Below are 17,546 nucleotides of genomic sequence, written 5' to 3' on the forward strand. Positions count from 1 at the left end.
GTGCTCGTTGTCGTTTTGATGCTGATCGGTGTGGTTGCTGTGCCTGCGGCGTATGTGATCAGCCGATCGCAGGGACAGAGGCGGGAGCGGCTGCTGCTGAACCCGGCGAACCGGCAAAAGCGGGTCCGTGAGACCACGCAGGCGCTGCGGCTGCCGTACCGGTATGCCGATGACCAGCTGTTCATTAGCGGTAACGCGGTGTGGACGGGGGTCAAGTTGGCGGGGACCACCGATGAGTACCTCACCGACGAGGAGAAGGCCGACGCGGCGGCCGCGGTCGCGGGTACCTACAACGCGTTGCTGGCGGTGTTCGACGGGCAGCCGGTGCACTGCCATGAGGTCATCCGCTATCGGCCGTCGTCGGCGGAGCAGTGGGCGCGAATGTATATGCGGTCGTTGTGGCATCCGACGCGACTGTTCCGGCAGTTGATCGGGCAGGTGTCGGCGTTGTTGGAGGAGTCGACTCCCGAGCGGGTGCGGTTCTTGATGGTTCGGTTGGGTGATTTCACTGCTGAGTCTGTGCCGGATCCGTTGTCCGCGATCGCTTCTACGATCAGCGGTGTCGCCGACGAGCACTTCCGCAGGGCGGATCTGGAGCCGTTCCGGGATCGCGCGGAGCGGGTGCATGGGCAGCTGGCGGTCTTCAATGCCACACCGATGACCCGGGGTGATCTGATTTGGTTGATCCGCAAAACTGTTTCGGGGCACCGGTTCCCGGCTGAGGAGCCGATCCTGTCGTCGAAGCCGGTGCGTAACGGCTTTTTCGACATGGCGTTGAACGTGCACGGCCGCAACGGGCACGACTATCTCGAGCTGTTTGATTCCGACCCCGACACTGGTGCCACTCGGTCTTCGTTCACTGCGACGCTGGTGGTGGCGGAGGCACCGGCGGAGACCGAGTTCAACCCTGCGTACTCGTGGGGTCCGCTGCTGGCCAGGCATGCGCGGCAGGTGGAGCTGTCATGGCGGTATGAGCTGATTCCCGCCGAGCTGTTCAAGGACCGCGCTGTCGAGGTGGCGAACAACATCAAAGATGAAGCGCAGGACAGGCTCAAAGGGCGTGCCGGACGGGATTCGTTCTTCGCGTCCAAGGACGAGCGCGCCGATACGTTGCTCGAGGACACCGGCCGCAATCCGCAGCCCGCGATGATCGGGCGTCTGCGGTTGGTGCTGTCGGCGCCGAGCCCTCGGGAGCTGGCGATGGCTGAGCGCGAAGTGCGTGCGGTGATGGGCGAGATCGTGATGGTTCGACCACCGCGCGTTCAACGTCCGCTGTTGATGGAGCAGTTCCCGGGAGATTTCACCGGCCGGATCATCGGTGGGTTGGTCGCTGCGCGCGGTGGCGGTGTCGCGATCGGTGAACGTACCACTGATCTGTGGGCGCCTGCGGTGGCTCGGTTGGACTCCGAGATCCGGGTCGGTGATTCGATCAGCATGCACAAAGGGCGCCCGCGCGGCACTCGTGGGTTCCCGATCGGATGGACTTACGCGCACGGGTTGCCGGTGCATTTCATGGCTCATTCGCAGGTTGCGCGTGACCGAGGCCCCGGCATCGGGGTCATCGGCGCCTCGGGTAGCGGAAAGAGCACGTGGGCGTTGCTGACGTTCTTCTGGGAGTCGGAGTCCGGGGTGCAGTGCGTGGCGCTGGATCCGAAGAACGATTTCGAGAAGTTCTGCTACTACTTGGCGTTCGGGCATCAGGTGATGCATCCGGATTTTCAGGCCGAGGCCCAGGCAGGGACGCTGGGGCTGGAGGGGTCGCGGTTCCAGCCGGTGAACAAACAGTTCTGGGCGGACACCACCATCGTCAATTTGACCCGGGGCGTCGCTGGTCAACTCGATGCTTGGTCGATCCACGGCAACTACGCCGAGGCCGAAGAGCTGGCGCGAGGGCAGCTCGAGATCTTGTTTCCGCACGCTGAGGACCGCGCCATCGTGGAGCAGGGTCTGGTCGCGATGCGTGAGCATTGGGAACGTCAGCAGGCAGGCACGTTGATTGATGGCGAACCGATTACGCCGTGCCTCGGGGCGGTCGTGGAGTTCATCGGGGCCGCGCGCGCGGAATATCAGGCGATCTGGGACGACAATCGCGGTGTCGCGGAGAAGAAGGAACTCGAGCGGTTCGACCGCGTGTTGGATCGATTCAAACGTGCTGCTACCACGCAGTATGCGAAGTTGATGATCGGTGATGGCACCCGTGTCGATTTGGGTGATATGTCGCGTCGGCGGGTGGTTTTCACGCTGCATGGATTCAAGCCGCCCGTGTCGCAGGATCCCGCCCACTGGAGCGAGGGCGAAAGCAACGCCGCCGCATGCATGTTCACTGCGCTGACCTTGGTCAATGCGCTGTTCGACGACAGCATGCGACCGAACCCTGTCACGGGACGTCCGGGAGTTCCGCCGCGGTCGTTGTTTGTCGATGAGGCCTACATGATCGCGCGGTTGCCGCGCGGCCAGGCGGTGATATCGATATGCCTTCGCCAGGGCCGGTCGTTGAAGTTGACGGTATTCGTCCTGTCGCAGCAGGCTTTCGACATCCAGATGCTCGAGCAGCTCGCGCGGGACGCCGGGGACGTGGATGTCAATCAGTTCGGCACGGTGCTGGTGTTCCAGCAAAAAAGCCTCGCTGAAGCGCTGCAGGCTCTGGCGTTGCTTCGGGACACGGGAACCACGGACAGAGACCAGGTTCCGGCGGAGATCCGGGCGCTGGCACGCAATCTGCGCGAAGAGGGACCGGCGGGTGGGCTGTTGCGTGGTGGTGTGTGTGTCATGCGTGACGCGGACGGTCGCGTCGCGACCGTCGCAGTGGATCAGATGTTCCACGAGTTGGCGCGCGCGACGGAAACGAACGCGACCGAGCGGCCGACGGCGCAGTCGTTTCCGATCAGCAGTGATGGACGGGAGTGGGAGCTGGATCCGACCACGATGCTGGAAGTCCGCACTGGCGTTATCAGCAGCGTCGACGCTTCCGCAGCCAGCGGCGGCGACATCGATTACGACGCTGAGTGGTTGGCCTTCGCCGACCGCGGCGAGCACAGCAGCGAGGAATCCGATCCCGTGGTGTTGCCTGTGCCCGGCGATGAGATGTCGGGCAGCGAGGTGGACTGGTGAACACCACCGTAGGAACCCAGCCGTTCAGCGTGTGGCTCGGAAGTCATCGACGAGTTGCGTACCAGCACTTCATCATTGGGTTGGGGGGACTGCTCGCTGCGGTGACCGTCACGGTCAACCTGGGGTGGGGTTCGACGGCGGTGGTGGCAACGGCTTTGGCGGTGGTGGTCGCGGTTCGGGCGCTGTGGCGTTGGCACCGCGGTGTGGTGGTGTCGGCGGCATCGACGGTGGTCGCGTGGGCGGTGGTGTGGGTTTTCGGGATCGCCACCGATCCTGTGGACATGTGGATGGGCGGGTTCGCCTACTACGTTTCGTATCTGCTGGTCATCTCGGCGACCACTATGTCGGTGTGGGCGTCGCGCCGCAGCGATTTCGGTGTCGGTCGCACCGTGGTGCTGGCACATGTCGCGGTACTGGCGACCGTGCCCGCGCGTCTGATCGATCCGTCGCTGTCGGCGGCACCGGTCGGTGCGATGGTGCTGGCGGGTGTGGTGGTGTGGTGGCGGACCCGGCTGGCCCCGCCCGCAGTGGTGTCGCGTCGTCGAGCGCGGCGGATCGCTGACAGGGTCCGACGTGTGGTGTTCGCTGCGGTCTCGACGGTGTTGCTGGCGGCGGCGCTGATGTTCTCCTCGAGCGGGACCGCGCAGGCGATGTGGCCGTTTTCCATCGTCTCCAACAGCGTCTCCGACAGCGTGCACGACATGCTGTGCGGGGTGACCACCCCGAGTCTGGCGCCGAAGCCAGTGGGATCAGGGCCTGAATCGTGGTTCTCCAACCGCAATCTCGCCGGGGCCGCCGCTGGCGACGGTCACATCCCGGACAACGCCAAGGACGTCGTGCTGAAAACCGATGACGACATGTCCCGCTACACCTTGTACGAGATCGCTGGGCTGCGCGGGCTGGATTGGGTTGCGTGGCAGTACGATCCCGGCAGCAACAGCGCTAAGCCGGAGAACTGTTCGCTGTCGGCGTGGATGTGGACGATGGCGGGCAACGCCGTTCTCACTTTCAATCTGTATCTGCTGCAGGCGACGATCGCGCTGAAGGAGCTGTCGCAAAGCACCAATCCTGTTGCCTGGCTATACGATCGCACCGATTCCGCGGTGGCGAGCATGTTTGTGCGCGTGGTTGTGCCCGGCATGAGCATCGCGATGATCTTCAGCGCCATCGCGCTGGGGGTTGGGGTTGTCCGCCGCGGTGGCGCGGGCCGGGAAATCCTCGGCAAGCTTGGTGCCTCGATCGGGGTGATGGCGTTCGGCGGGTTCATGTTCGGGGGACTGTCGATGACCGACGCGGGTCCGTCGCTAGAGCGCCCCGACGGATCGGGGTTCTATACGGTCGCCTCGACACTGGACAGCACCCTCGGGCAGCTGAATTCGGCGATCGCGGCGGCGGTGCTGTCGAATATCAATACCGACCCCAACGACAACACCTTCTGCCGAATCCCGACCGGCAACGAGGAGAACCTCGGCCAGCGAGTGTCCTCCTGTGTTCTGGCGGAGACTTTGGCCTATCAACCGTGGGCGATCGGCCAGTTCGGCCCGGCCGGCACCAAACCGATCCCAGCCATTGCCGGTGACGGCACCACCGCCACCAAACCACCGCCACCGGTGACGCAGTCACCGCTGCCGATCCAAGTCGGTGACGGCTCATTGCCGTGCTACACGAAATTCGGTGACTGCCAAGACCTTCGCGCGTACCTGATCGCTCAGCAGGGCGGCCCATCGATCACCCAGCAGGTCAACAGCTGCCTCGGTGGCGGTAGCAACGGCTACACACGCGGCTACGCCGATGCGTGTATCCCGTATTTCGCTGTGGCGAAGCAACTTTCGACCAAAATCCGGGTGGCCGACAAGAATCAGAACAACACCGGCGCCGACTCTGATGCGCCGGTGACCATGTACACCGCCTACGCCGGCGGCGACGGACAATCACGGCTGACCCAGGCATCCTCAGCACTGGTAGGCACCATCGTCATCGCGATCACCCTGCTCACCCTCGCCGTCATCACCCTGGTGTGGCACATGGTGCTGTTCGCGCTGTTCATGCTCGGACCGGTCACCTTCGCGATCGGCTCGTTCATGGGAAAGACCCAAGTGGTGCGCACCTGGACGATCGACGTCATCCATACCTTCACCGCCCGAGCAACCTACTCGTTGGCGATGACACTGATCATCTACATCGTTTGTCTGGTCTTCCGCAGCCCCTCGATCTACGCCGGGATGAAGATCCTGCTGGTCGCCCTGATCCTGTACGGGTTTTGGAAACTGATTCATCGTATCGACGACTACATCCGTCCCGATGGTGGATCACTGAACATGAACGTCGCCGGGGCGGCCACTCAGCAAGTCAGCCAGGCTTCGCGGTCCTATCGTCGCAGTCGCGTCGCTCGCGAGCTTCGCCGTCAGCGACTCGGTGGCGGCCGCCGCCGAACGCCCGCTCTTGGGCGGCGCGTCACGGCCGCCGCGCGAAAGGTCGGCTCCGATCGGTCGCTGTGGAATGCCGGCAAGGCTAGTGCCCGAACCATCGGAGGCGCTGCAGTCGGTGCCGCAAACGCACTCGGCGGCGAGCACAAGGCGAACAACGAAGCGGCCCGCGAACTCGGCTACAGCAAGCCACGGATGGCCGCCAGGCGATTGGTCACCGGCGTCGGTGTCGGCACTCGCGGCGCGATCCGCGGCGGCTACCAGGGCGCACGAGGCAAGATGCCCACCTACCAGCGCGGATCGTTGCGCCCCGTCGACAGCGCGGCCGCCAAGGCACGCGAAGCCAAATTCCTCGTCGACTACCGACTTCTCGCAGCCAAGGAAGCCGCCAAGGAAGCCGCGCAGCGGCGCCTTCCCCGCAGTCCGGTGGACAAGCTCGCGGCCAGGAAAGCCGAGCAGGGCAAGTCCAGCCCACAAGGAAAGGACCAGTGACAGTGACCGGTTCGACGAACGACTCCTCCCCCTTCGAGCACATCGCACCCGACGACGATGCGGCCGCCATCGCCGACACGCACGCCGCACCCGAAGAAGACAGCACCGACGGAGTTGTCATCCTCGGCGATAGCGCCCACATCGTCGTTGACGATGAAACTGGCGAAGTCCGACTGTTGGTCCTGGTCGCCGACGATGAAGGCCTGAACGTAGAGGTTCATGTCCCCCTCGACGACCAAGCTATCGACGAACTCACCGCCGGAGTCCGAGATGCCCGCGACATTCGGTTGGCGGGCCGATCGGTTGAGTTCGAAACAGATGACCCTTACTTCGTTCGGCGACTCTCAGATCTCGTCGACGAGGACGAGCCCCGGCCGTGGGCCAGTTGGACTGCCGGGCGTCGAGGGGTCGATCCCGCAGGACTCACCGGACTCGGACCGAGTGCAGCGGCAGCGGTGTTGTGCGTGATCGTCGTAGTTCTGGTCCTCGTGAAGATCTTCTTCTAGGCCGAATCGAGTTCAAGGTGGCTACTGAACCCGATACCGTTGGACCTCCGCGTAGGCGGAGCGGCGGAAGGGGCGCCTCAGCAATGGATAGATACCGTCACACAGCACGGCTGACTGTTGCCGTCACAGCAATGTGTGTTCTCTTTGCAGGTTGCGGGAGCAGCTCCGACCCCAAAAACACAACCCAGCCGCCCCCCACCGCCGGCGCGACACCGCTGCCGTTGCCACCTTCACCAATCCAGTTGGACAACAAAGCATCCGAGGATGCTTTCGCCGCTAGCCTCACCAACGACCCATGCCCCAAAGCACTCTCGGATGCCGTCCTGAGCATCCTGCAGAGCTACCAACGGAAGTACCGCGCCTTCCCTGGAATCGACTGGTCGGGAATCACGGTCAGCGCAGCAAAGAGCACGTCAGCGGTGGGGATGCCGCAGTGCAACCTAGCTGTCCGAGGCGCAGATCCATTGGCGTCCATCAGCTTTGCTGCGACCACCGCCGAAGCGAACAAGCACCCCACCAGCGCCCTGAACATCTTCGATGTCGTCCGCCCGGCCGATCCATCAGTGCCAGGGCGTGCCGGAACGGAGCCAGCATGCGCGATCACGCAGGAGCTGCTACAGCGGCTCCGATCAACAGGCAAAACGGCCGTCTGGACAACCGAATTGAGGCCCCTCGACGACACCATCCAGGTCGCCAACAGCGGTCCCAGCGCCCTCGTCGCCGAGTGGAAGTCCCATCTCATTCGGATGCAGCGGCGCTGCGCGGACACCCGGTCGACGTCGGCCAGGCCAGGCGACTCCCCCGACTGGATCATTCAAGTCGACGCGTCGAACAGTGTCACCGACCCTGAAAGTACGCGCAAAATTCTCGGTGATGCCGCGGCCCACTTCGCGGAATGGATCAGCGGCAAACCAGTGAACCTGTGATCGTCATCAGGATGCGCCCTCGATGACCCGGGTGGTTCGGCAGCAGCGGCGTTCTCATCTCGTGGAGTCGATGCGGTCGACGCCACAGCGATGGGGAGCCACTGCCACGGCAGTGCACCATTGGTGAAACACTGCCGTCGCCATCCTGATAGCCCTGACCGGAGAGACCCACCCGATGATTCCCACTCGAATGCCCGATATGCACGACTCTCGTGACATCGATGCGCGTTCCGGCCCGGCCGCGAACCTGACGCTGGACTGGGATGTCGTAATCACCAACACGGCATGGCCGCAAGTGTTCGCGGGTCTCGAACCGGGCGGGAACCTTATCCAATGGGTGTGTCTGCATCCGCGTGCGGTTCAGATGCCGCACTGGCGACGCACCGCACGGCAGCTGCTGCTGTGGTACCTCGCCGGTATTCGCCGCCACGGCAGCAACGGCCGCGCTGCTGCGATCCTGCATTCCTGCGCCGCGGAGAATCCCGCAGTGACGCCACTGCTCATCGATCCCGATCCGGCTGAGCTGGACCGTGCTTGGACCGACACGGTGCCGATCACCACCACCGACGCGGCCGGCCGCCATGACGTCTATGAGTTCCAGGTAAGCACGCCGGTGGCGTTCGACCTGCATACAGGACGCATCCTTCCCCCGCCGTTCTACAGCATGGCCGGGGTGTCAAGCACTGGCTCCGCAGCGCTATCCATCTAGGGCCTAATGAATTCCGTCTGTCACAGCGGCCGACTATGCTCGCCATCGAGGGGCCCGATGGCGAGGCGATAATGCCGCGCCCATTCTTCTTGAATACCCGTGTCGGCCGCCAATGCGGTGTCCGCAACCTGTGACCACAGTGTGATTACGACGTCTTTGGCGCCCCGGTAAGCACGCATCACCGCGAGGGCCGTATATGCGTCGGTTCCGTTATCCGATACCGCCGAGAGAGGCCTGAAGCTGCCCTCGAACCATGTCCCGCCCTCCATGTATGCCTGGAACTGCTTGGGCCCCGACCGAAATACCACACGGGTGAAAGCCATGTTACTGAAGTAGCGCAGTAGTTTGTCGGGGTCTCCCTGTGGTGAGCGCATCACTGCCGTGAGGGCATCCTTTGTGATCAGCACACGGGCCAAGTTGTTTTCGTTGATGACGACCAGGGCGTGCTCTGCGACGGCCTGCTCGCGGGATTCATCATCGGGCCATGGGCAAATGGCAGCATCCGGGGAAACCTTCAGAGCCTCGAAGGCGTGCACGACTTCCATCAGATCGACGGGCCTATTGTGCGGGAGTCCGGCGATCGATGGGAACGATACCGATGCTGTGTCCATGATTAATCTCCTCATCGTGCGGATGCCCATCATTCTTCGACAGATTCTGGGATTGGTTGCATATCCCCGTATTCGGGCAGCGGTCGCCGACATGGCACCGTATTGCCCTGCGGCGAATTCGGCCTTCAGACCAACCCCCACAGACGTGGGGAACAGAGAAGTACCACGATTGCTCGCTCGATACTCTCAAGATCATCCCCGCAATAGCGGGGCGCAGATTCCATGATGCTACCGGCCGCCGCCCGGTGTTAGATCGTGGGCCAGCCGGTAGGGCCGGTGAGCGCGATGCCCATCAGTGCCAGCCACGCGGCGCCGACGGCGAGGAACCCGATGAGGGCTGTGTGCCGCTGCGGCGCAGTGAGGGTTGGTCTTGCTTGCCGGTCGGCCGGCAGTGGAGTGCGACGCCAGGCGTCGATGATCGCGAACAGGACAGGCGCGGCGACGAGCAGGCCGGCCAGGTCGTAGATGGCGCCGACCGGTCGTGCGACCACTGCCACGACACACAACCCGAGGCCTGCGGTGATCACGGCTGCCTTCGAACCTCGAACGAACGGGTGCTGTCGACGTCGGCGGACCGACGTCGCGACGAGCCCGTATCCGACACCGACCAGGACCACCATGATCTGGAGGACGACACCGTAGTGCGCGCTGGCGCGGCCACTGATAGTGAAGACCGCGGCCGCCGCGGTGACCGTGGCTGCCGCGGGCACGGTCAGATCGGTCGTGTCGGATTTCAGCGAGATCAGGGCATTGCCCGCCAGCGTCATCACCGCAGCGGCCATAACACTGGCGGGCATCAGCTGACCGGTCTTCGCCGCGACCAGGACCGCGGACAGCAGGGGCGTCAGCAGCCAAGGTGCCGCAATGAATGGGTTGGCACTGCGGCTGACTCCGACATGGAACAGGATCGCCGAGACCGTCCACAGCACACCGGCCGCAGCGAGCGGTACGAGTGGCAGTTGCGGCAGCTCGAGCGGCTCCGTCGAGCAGGTCGCGATGATCGTCGCGACCACTGCGGCGGCGGTGGCAGCCACGCCGCTGCGTGTCGCTTGCCAGAGCGGCTGTGCTGACAGGTCGGGTCCGGTCTCGTCGAGGACAAGCTGGTGGATCACGACGGTCGCCGCTTCGAACGTGACGCCGATGCCCGCGAGCACCAGTGCGGTGATGGAGGTCTGTCCGGCCGAGTGGGTGCCTGCGATGATGACGGCCAGCCCGAGTACGGCCAGCAGCGCGCCAGCGCGTGTGGCGTCGGAGATGATCCGAAATCGCGGAAGGCAGCGGCTCAGCAGGATCGCGGCCAGGACAGGCCAGCCGTTGATGATCAGCGTGACGGCAGCGCCCTTGCCACCGACCCACGCAAACGCGGCAAGAAAGCACAGGTCGCTGACCATCATCGCAACGCCGTCAGCGACGAGCAACCGCGCTGATCTGCTGTGCCGCACCATGATTCGGCGGAATTGTGCGCGACGCAGCCGGAGCCGTCGGGCGTCGATCACGAGGACCGCCGCGGCCGCGGTGATCGATTTGGTGGCGTTGATCAATGCCACCGCCACCGCTATTCCAGCGAGGGTCGTGGCGGTGAGCGCGGTGAAGAAGGTTGGTACCACCGCCCAGGCGACGGCCGAGCCGGTAACGAGCAGAACCGGTGCGGACCTGAGCCGCTCGGCCTGCGGGGTGGATACAGCCATGGACAGCACCTTCGGGTCGACATGGGGTCGAGGAGTCAGGGCCGCGACGTGGGCGACGCCGGGACGGCAATGTGTAAGGCAGACAAGGTATCTCGCGGGTCACCGTGGAGGCTGGCGGGTAGCGTGCGGCTGAGCAGCCAGCCACCGCCGGACAGTGCCGCAAGAGCTAGGAGCCCGGTCTGCCAGCCCGCGGCGCTGGCGGTAGCGCCGATGCCGATCGGTGCGATCGCTCCCGCGCCGTACATGGCTGCGTTGATCAGGCCGGTGGCTGTTCCGGCGCGGTCGGTGCCGGCGATCTCTGCGGCGGCGGTGACGAACAGGCCGTAAGTGCTGCTGGCCGTGACGAATACAGCGATACCGAGGATGTAGATCGCGATCGTGGGTCCGCTGATAGACGCGGCCAAGGCCAGGAGGCCGACGGTGGTGATCATGGTCAGGCGTCGTATCGGTACGGTGCGCGATCGCAGTCGATCCGACCACCTGCCTGCGGCAACGCGGGCCACCGCGCTCGCCAGCTGGCACACGGTCAGGACACCTGCCGCGCTTCCCGCGTCCCAGCCCAGGTCACGCACGAGGTAGGCGACCAAGTAGACGGCAAGGGTGGTCTGGGCGGTGACCGCCAAGCTCGCCGATGCGACCACACGCCACATACGCCGGTCGGTGAGTACCTGCCGTCCAGCACTCCGCGGACCCGAGGGCGACGGCGGCGTCCTCCGCAGTCCGGCTGCGCTCATGAACGCACCGACCGACATCGCGGCCGCGAGCGCGAGCAGGCCGGTCCTGACACCGCATGCGGCGACTACCGAGGGCAGGGCGGCGGCCCCGGCGGCGGCACCCAACACCGGCGCGGTCTGCCTCAGCCCGAGTGCGAGCCCGCGTTCGGTGCTCGCGAAATACCGCATCACGGCACGGCCAGTCGCAGCGCTCGTGCAGCCGCCAGCCAAGCCGGCCACGATCAGCAATGCCAGTACGACGGGGTAGCTGGAAGCCGCCGCCGCGAAGCCGGTGGCAGTCCCCGCCGCGGCGAGGCCGATGGTGAGCACGGTGCGTTCACCGATACGGTCGGTAACCAGGCCCCACGGGAGCATTGTCACGGCCGCCCCGATAGACGCCGCGGTCAGCAGCCCACCCAGCTGGGGCAGTGTGAGGTGCCACTGCGTTTGCAGTCCGGGACCGACCGATGGCAGTCCTTGGGCCAGCGCAGTGAACGATGCCTGGGCGCTGATGCCGACGGCTAGCACGACCCAGCGATAGTGACCCTGCGACGCGGCGGCCGAGGAGGGGCGGCGGGGCGGGGCGAGGGCCTGCTCGGTCACAGCGCTACCGCGACCTCGTCGTCGTCGAATTCCTCTTCCCAACGCTGTAGCTCCGGCAACCCGGTCATCGCGGTGAGTTCCTGGAAGTTGAACTGCTGTTCGAACGATGCTGGGTCGCCGCCGTGGATCAGGTGTCGCAACATCATCTGCGTGCCGTGCGCGGCGGCGGCAAGAATGGCGGTCGAATCCAGCAGCAGCGTGGCACCGAGTCCCTCGAGGACGGCGGTGTCCGGCCATCGAATGATGTTGCTGACGTTGCTGACGACTCGGTTGAATACGAGCCTGCCTGGCCTGTCTCGGAAGTGCTGGCCGATTTGCTTCAGCTCCTCCAGTGAGCGGGGAGCCTCGATGATGATCAGGTCCGCGCCAGCCTCGAGATATGCGTCGGCTCGGCGAATCGCCTCGTCCAGTCCGCGCACCGCGCGCGCATCGGTGCGCGCGAGCAACACGAAATCCGGATTCCGTCGAGCCTTGCAGGCGGCGTCGATCTTCTTTTCCATCGCGCGCTGGGAGATGACCTTCTTACCTTCGAGGTATCCGCACCGTTTCGGCGAGACCTGGTCTTCCAGTTGAATGCCCGCGATACCGGCTTGTTCGAAGGCGCGGACGGTTCGTCGGACGTTGACCGAGTTGCCGTAGCCGTTGTCGGCGTCGGCGATGATCGGGATTTCGGGGCCGACCGCCTCGACCAGGGTGGCCGCGCTGGTGACCATGTCGGTCATCGTGGCAACACCGATATCGGGCAGGCCCTTGTTCGCTGCGGCGCAGAAGCCGCTGGCCCAGAGCACTGAATATCCGACGTCCAGGGCGATCTGGGCGCTGAAACCGTTGAAAACGCCGGCGGCCAGGGTCATCCCCGGCGCGTTCAGCAGGCCACGCAGGCGAGCCGGGGCGGTTGCGGTCATAGGGTCCTTCTTTCTAAACACCGACGGTGTGGGGGTGGTCGACGTGTCGGATCGGAGTGGTCTCGAGGTGCTGCACCAAGCCCTCGATGGTCGGGTGGTCGAGCATTGTGCGCACCGACAGGTCACGGCCGAGTCGGGTGCGCACGGCTATCGCGGTCTTGATGGCCAACAAGGAATGTCCGCCGAGCTCGAAGAAGTTGTCGCGGACACCGATTTCGTCGACGCCGAGCAGGTCCGACCAGATGGCGCACAGGTTCCGCTCGAGCGGGGTGCGCGGCGGGATCGACTCGCTCGGCCGTTCGGCCGCAGGGTCGGGGAGGCGGCCGCGGTCGATTTTGCCGTTCGGTGTCAACGGCAGGTCATCGATCGCGACGATGACGTCCGGTACAAGGTGCGAGGGCAGCCGGACTCGCATATGGGCGGTCAGGTCCGAGATGTTCCCGGCGGCGACCACATAGCCGATCAGTCGCTGATCGCGAACGGCAGCAACGGCTTGCTGCACAGCTGGACACTCACGCAACACCACCTCGACCTCTTGCAGTTCGATGCGGTGCCCGCGGACTTTGACCTGATCGTCGCCGCGGCCCAGGAACTCGATATTGCCGTCTGACAGCCAGCGGGCAAGATCCCCGGTCCGATACATACGCCCCGGCGACGGCGCGAACGGATCGGGCAAGAAGCGCTCCGCAGTGAGTCCTGGCCGATCCTGGTAGCCCAGCGCTACCCCGGCGCCTGCCAGGTACAACTCACCGACGACACCGACCGGGACCGGTCGCAGTCGCTCGTCGAGGATGTAGGCCGCGACGCCGTCCATCGGTCGGCCGATCGGTGGCGGGTGATGGTCGGTGCGCTCGGTGACGGTGGCGCTGGTGGCCCAGATCGTCGCTTCGGTCGGCCCATAGACATTGACCACCTCGAACGGCACGAATTCGCTTGCGCTCCAATGCAGGCGATCGCCGCCGACCAGCATGCTCCGCAACGGGAGGCCCGCGAGGTCCGGCAGATCGAGCAGCGCCTCGGCTAGCCCTGTCGGCACCCCGGCGATCGTGATCTGGTGGTCGCGCAGCCAACGGCAGAGCAGGTCGGCGTCGTGTCGTTGCGCGGTGGAGGCGATATGCAAAGTGGCGCCCGCAGACAGGGCGGACCAGGTGTCGAGCAGTGCCGGATCGAAGGTGTTCGCGAAGACCTGCGAGACCTGGTCGTGGGGTTCGACGGCGAACCTGCGCCGATGCCACGCTGCGACGTTGGCGAGCGCATTGTGTGGGACGACAACCCCTTTGGGGTTGCCGGTGGTGCCGGAGGTGTAGATGACGTAGGCGGGATCGAGCCCGGACAGCGGCGCGGCATCGGCGACGGCGTCCGGCAGGTTGTCCATGCTGAACTGCGGGCCATGCCACCACTCATCGATGGGGTGCGCGCCGAGCTTGACGACCGCTACGGCTGCGCTGTTCGCGCACACCCAGCGCAGCCGCTCAGGCGGCCAGTCCACCGACAGCGGCACGTAGGCGGCCGCGAGCCGCCAAATCCCCGCCACCGCCGCCGGATACCACGCAGACGGCGGCAGCAGAATGGCCACGCGGTCCCCGCGGCCGACGCCAGCCCGGCCAAGCGCCCAGGCCAGCCGGCCCGCGAGCTGATCGAGGTCTCGGTAGGTGATCGGGACCAGCTCATCGGCGACAGCAGGCTGGTCAGGTGTGGTTCGAGACCAGCGCGCCACCAGCTGCGGCACCAGCTCGCCGGCAGGGGCGGTGTCGCCACGGCCGAGAGCGAGCAGCCAGGGCCGTTCGAGCGGATCGACCACATCGAATTCGCGTACACACCGTTCGGGCTCGTCGACCACGGCGGACAGCAACCGCAGATAGCGGTACAGCATCGCCGTCGCGTAGGAGTCGCTGTAGCGACCTTCCCGCCACGTGAGAGTGAGCGTCAGCCTCTCGGAGTGTGCCTCGCGAGTGACCTCGAGACCCAAATCGAAACGACCACAACCGGTTTCGATGTCGAGTGGGGTGACGTCGAGGCCGTCCAAACGCAGCGCCGTGTGAGGGTCGCCGTCCTCGACGGTGAATTTCAGTGCTTCGAGCGCCGCGCCCGCGCCGTCGTGGGTGGCGGGAAGGGCTGCGATGAGCTCTTCGACCGGCAGGTCGTGCTCGACCACGCCCCACGCGGTGTCGCGCACGCGCCGGACCAGGTCGGTAAACCGCATCGCGGGGTCGATCTGGACAGGAAACGGGAGCGGATTGAGCAGGGGGCCCGCCACATTCTGTCTGTCGGGTCGTGTCCGTCCGGTCACCGGCACTGTCACGATGCCGGTGCGCTGGCCCGACATTCGCCACAGCAGCACCTGCCAGGCCGCGAGCATCACCATGAACAAGCTCGCACCGCAGCGCAGCGCGAGCTCGTTCAGCGCCGTGGTGAGGTCGGCGCGCATTGCGGCCCGCGCGCGGGCAGTGTCACCGCCGGGCCCCGGCGACGGTGCGAGATCGAACGGCCGAATCCCGGAGGCATCCAATGCGTCGGTCCAGAACTCGAGCGCTGCGGTCCGCTGCTGTGGTGTCCGCTGGGATTGCTCGCTGGCGGCGTAGTCGAGATAGTCAGGCCTGTCAGGGATTTCGAGCACTGCCGCACCAGCCCGAAGCGCGTTGTAGTGGCCCGCGAGCTCGCGGAACAGCATCTGGCTCGTCTGGTGATCGGTCACCAAGTGGTGGCAGGTGACCACGAGGACATGCCGGTCGTCCGCGTGGGTGAGTAGGCGAGCACGCCATAGCGGACCGTGGGCGAGGTCGAAGGGCCGCCGAACCTCCTCCCGCACAGCCGCATCCAACGCTGCCGGGGGTGTCGGTTCCGCGGTTACCCGGACAGGGCGTGCGGGGAGCACCTGCTGGAGAGGCTCGCCCTGGCGGTCACGGGTGATGACGACCCGCAGGATCCGGTGGCGGGCGACCAGGCTGTCGAGGGCACGATTGAGGACGTCCACCTCGAGCGCGCCGGTGAGATTGAACGCGAACCCCACGTGGTAGTCCGGCCTGTCAGGGGCGATTTCGTGGGCAAACCACAGTCGCCGCTGTGCGGTCGACAGCGGTGCGACATCGCAGCCGTGGGACATGCTGGGGTCGTCATCGGCTGGCCGGGTGGTTCCCACACACCGGGCGAGTTCGGCGGCCAGGTCCGCGAAGTCGACGGTGAACACCGTCGACGCCGGCACCGCTGCACCGAGCTCGGCGTGGATACGGGCCGCGATTTGCAGGGCATGCAGCGAGGTCCCGCCCAGAGCGTGCAGGGTGTCGGTATCGCCGACAGCGCAGCCGAGCGTTTCGTCCCAGATGTCGCGCAGCACCGCGGTGATCTGCCCTGCTCGGGCGGTCACCGCGTCGCCTCGAACAACGCTGCGGCCGCCCGACGGCTCGGCTTGCCGTTGGGCAGCGCGGGCAGCTGGTCGACCGCGAGGATCCGGCCGGGCACCTTTTCCCCGATCAGACTGGCCTGGCAGTATTGGATCAGATCCGCAGGCCGGGCCTTCGTGCCTTCGCGCATCACGACGGCCGCGACGACTTCTTGTCCCAGCGTCGGGTGTGCCACGCCGGTGACCAGTGCGCCGACAACATCGGGGTGCTCGGCCAGTACGCCTTCGACTTCGGCGGGCGCGATTTTGGCGCCGCCGCGATTCACAATCTCGGTGGAGCGTCCGATGATTCGCAGGCGGCCGCCCTCCTCGATGGCGGCGATATCACCTGTCCGGAACCAGCCATCCTCGGTCATCGCGTCGGCCGTTGCTTTCGAGGCGCGCAGGTAGCAGCGGAAAAGCTGCGACCCACGCGCCTCCAATCGGCCTCCGCCGAGGATATTTTCGCCGCTGAGCCGGAACTGCATGTCCCCGCCCGGACTGACGGTTCCTACAGTGCCCATGACACGGCTCCATGACGGCGAGTCCGCGACCGCCTGGTGGCTGGTCTCCGTCATTCCCAACGCCTCGACCACCGGGGCCCCGAAGACGCGCTCGCCGCGTACAGCGAGAGCGCGCGGCAGCGGCGCCGACGCGGTACGCACAACCCGGACACCCGACACCCGCGTCCCCGAGTGCTCGAAGGCCTCGACGAGATAGGCGAGCTGGGATGGCACGGTCGTCATCCAAGTCGGCTGTGCGGTCGCCAGCAGGCGCTCGGGCTGCTGCTGCATATCCTGAGGTGTCGTGAGCACGACCGTGCCACCGGCGCTCAGCGGGGCGAGCGCCGACGCGAACAGACCATGGCCGTGACTCCATGGCAACATGGCCAGCGTCCGATCAGTCTCTGCCAGGGCGAAATGTTTTGCGACAGCAGCGATTCCGGCGGTCACGTTGGCTTCGGTCAGTACGACTCCCTTCGGGGAGCCGGTACTTCCCGAGGTGAACAACACCAGTCGATCCCCATCGGACACTCCTGAGTCCGCCACCACCGGGCGCAACAGGGACCGATCGATGTCCGGCGGATCGCCCCACGGATCCGCCCATCTCACCGCCACCTCGCCCGGCGCCAGATCGGCGGTGGCCACGATCATCCGCGGCTGGACGAGATCGATAATCGCGCGGGCTTCTCGTTGCGTCAGAAGGGGATTCATCGGCGCGCACACTGCTCCAAGGGACCAAGTGGCGTGGAGCACGGCAAGGAATGCCGGACTGTTGGGCAGCCCCGCGAGGACTATGTCTCCTGGTCCGATCCCGACCGAGTGAAATCGGGCCGCGACTTGGTCGGTCAAGGATCGGAGTCGACCATAGGTAAGCCCCTCCGCGTCGGGTGACTGCAACGCCGATGCTGACGGTCGGGTCAGTCCGTTGACGGCTGAGGTCAGGGGAGGGATGTGTTGGGCCACAGGTGCTCCTG

Annotated in this window: 11 protein-coding genes; 5 read left to right on the forward strand and 6 right to left on the reverse strand. The window is 65.7% G+C overall.

Annotated elements, in window-relative coordinates; translation table 11 throughout:
- The 5 genes from ACIG5A_RS22945 to ACIG5A_RS22965 all read left to right on the forward strand — a co-directional run bounded on the left by ACIG5A_RS22945 (nucleotide 1) and on the right by ACIG5A_RS22965 (nucleotide 8,170).
- Entirely contained in the window at nucleotides 1-3,111 is a 3,111-nt protein-coding gene (locus ACIG5A_RS22945; protein ID WP_397243151.1) for an ATP-binding protein, read from the forward strand.
- A complete protein-coding gene (locus ACIG5A_RS22950; protein ID WP_397243153.1) occupies nucleotides 3,108-6,029 on the forward strand; it encodes a hypothetical protein in 2,922 nt (973 codons plus the stop codon). Before ACIG5A_RS22945 ends, ACIG5A_RS22950 begins: the two co-directional genes overlap by 4 nt.
- Nucleotides 6,026-6,535 carry a hypothetical protein gene (locus ACIG5A_RS22955; protein WP_397243155.1) on the forward strand — a complete coding sequence of 170 codons (510 nt, stop codon included), beginning with the start codon at nucleotides 6,026-6,028 and terminating at the stop codon, nucleotides 6,533-6,535. Before ACIG5A_RS22950 ends, ACIG5A_RS22955 begins: the two co-directional genes overlap by 4 nt.
- Nucleotides 6,536-6,777: 242 nt before the next feature.
- The gene (locus tag ACIG5A_RS22960; protein ID WP_397243157.1) at nucleotides 6,778-7,461 is read left to right on the forward strand and encodes a hypothetical protein; all 684 of its coding nucleotides are present in this window, start codon (nucleotides 6,778-6,780) and stop codon (nucleotides 7,459-7,461) included.
- A 190-nt stretch (nucleotides 7,462-7,651) separates the two neighbouring features.
- Nucleotides 7,652-8,170 carry a hypothetical protein gene (locus ACIG5A_RS22965; RefSeq protein WP_397243159.1) on the forward strand — a complete coding sequence of 173 codons (519 nt, stop codon included), beginning with the start codon at nucleotides 7,652-7,654 and terminating at the stop codon, nucleotides 8,168-8,170.
- A 20-nt stretch (nucleotides 8,171-8,190) separates the two neighbouring features.
- On the opposite strand, the gene ACIG5A_RS22970 is transcribed toward ACIG5A_RS22965, so the two are convergent.
- From ACIG5A_RS22970 to ACIG5A_RS22995, 6 genes are all read right to left on the reverse strand, one after another.
- Nucleotides 8,191-8,781 carry a hypothetical protein gene (locus ACIG5A_RS22970; RefSeq protein ID WP_397243161.1) on the reverse strand — a complete coding sequence of 197 codons (591 nt, stop codon included), beginning with the start codon at nucleotides 8,779-8,781 and terminating at the stop codon, nucleotides 8,191-8,193.
- Between the two features lie 248 nt (nucleotides 8,782-9,029).
- Nucleotides 9,030-10,469 carry a hypothetical protein gene (locus tag ACIG5A_RS22975; protein WP_397243163.1) on the reverse strand — a complete coding sequence of 480 codons (1,440 nt, stop codon included), beginning with the start codon at nucleotides 10,467-10,469 and terminating at the stop codon, nucleotides 9,030-9,032.
- Nucleotides 10,470-10,504: 35 nt separating this feature from the next.
- Nucleotides 10,505-11,785: an MFS transporter gene (locus ACIG5A_RS22980; RefSeq protein WP_397243165.1), complete on the reverse strand. Its 1,281-nt coding sequence runs from the start codon at nucleotides 11,783-11,785 to the stop codon at nucleotides 10,505-10,507.
- A complete protein-coding gene (locus tag ACIG5A_RS22985; RefSeq protein WP_397243167.1) occupies nucleotides 11,782-12,690 on the reverse strand; it encodes an oxaloacetate decarboxylase in 909 nt (302 codons plus the stop codon). Before ACIG5A_RS22985 ends, ACIG5A_RS22980 begins: the two co-directional genes overlap by 4 nt.
- 13 nt (nucleotides 12,691-12,703) lie before the next feature.
- The gene (locus ACIG5A_RS22990) at nucleotides 12,704-16,054 is read right to left on the reverse strand and encodes an amino acid adenylation domain-containing protein (protein ID WP_397243169.1); all 3,351 of its coding nucleotides are present in this window, start codon (nucleotides 16,052-16,054) and stop codon (nucleotides 12,704-12,706) included.
- A complete protein-coding gene (locus ACIG5A_RS22995) occupies nucleotides 16,051-17,535 on the reverse strand; it encodes a class I adenylate-forming enzyme family protein (protein WP_397243171.1) in 1,485 nt (494 codons plus the stop codon). The genes ACIG5A_RS22990 and ACIG5A_RS22995 overlap by 4 nt, the downstream gene beginning before the upstream one ends.
- Nucleotides 17,536-17,546 lie beyond the last annotated feature (11 nt).

It is taken from the genome of Nocardia sp. NPDC052566, from assembly GCF_044547285.1.
In the GTDB taxonomy this organism is placed as follows: domain Bacteria; phylum Actinomycetota; class Actinomycetes; order Mycobacteriales; family Mycobacteriaceae; genus Nocardia.

Bases quoted from the DNA above. Each gene is read 5' to 3' on its own strand.
- ACIG5A_RS22965 (WP_397243159.1), top strand. From the start codon at position 7,652: ATGCCCGATATGCACGACTCTCGTGACATCGATGCGCGTTCCGGCCCG.
- ACIG5A_RS22970 (WP_397243161.1), bottom strand. From the start codon at position 8,781: ATGGACACAGCATCGGTATCGTTCCCATCGATCGCCGGACTCCCGCAC.
- ACIG5A_RS22975 (WP_397243163.1), bottom strand. From the start codon at position 10,469: ATGGCTGTATCCACCCCGCAGGCCGAGCGGCTCAGGTCCGCACCGGTT.
- ACIG5A_RS22985 (WP_397243167.1), bottom strand. From the start codon at position 12,690: ATGACCGCAACCGCCCCGGCTCGCCTGCGTGGCCTGCTGAACGCGCCG.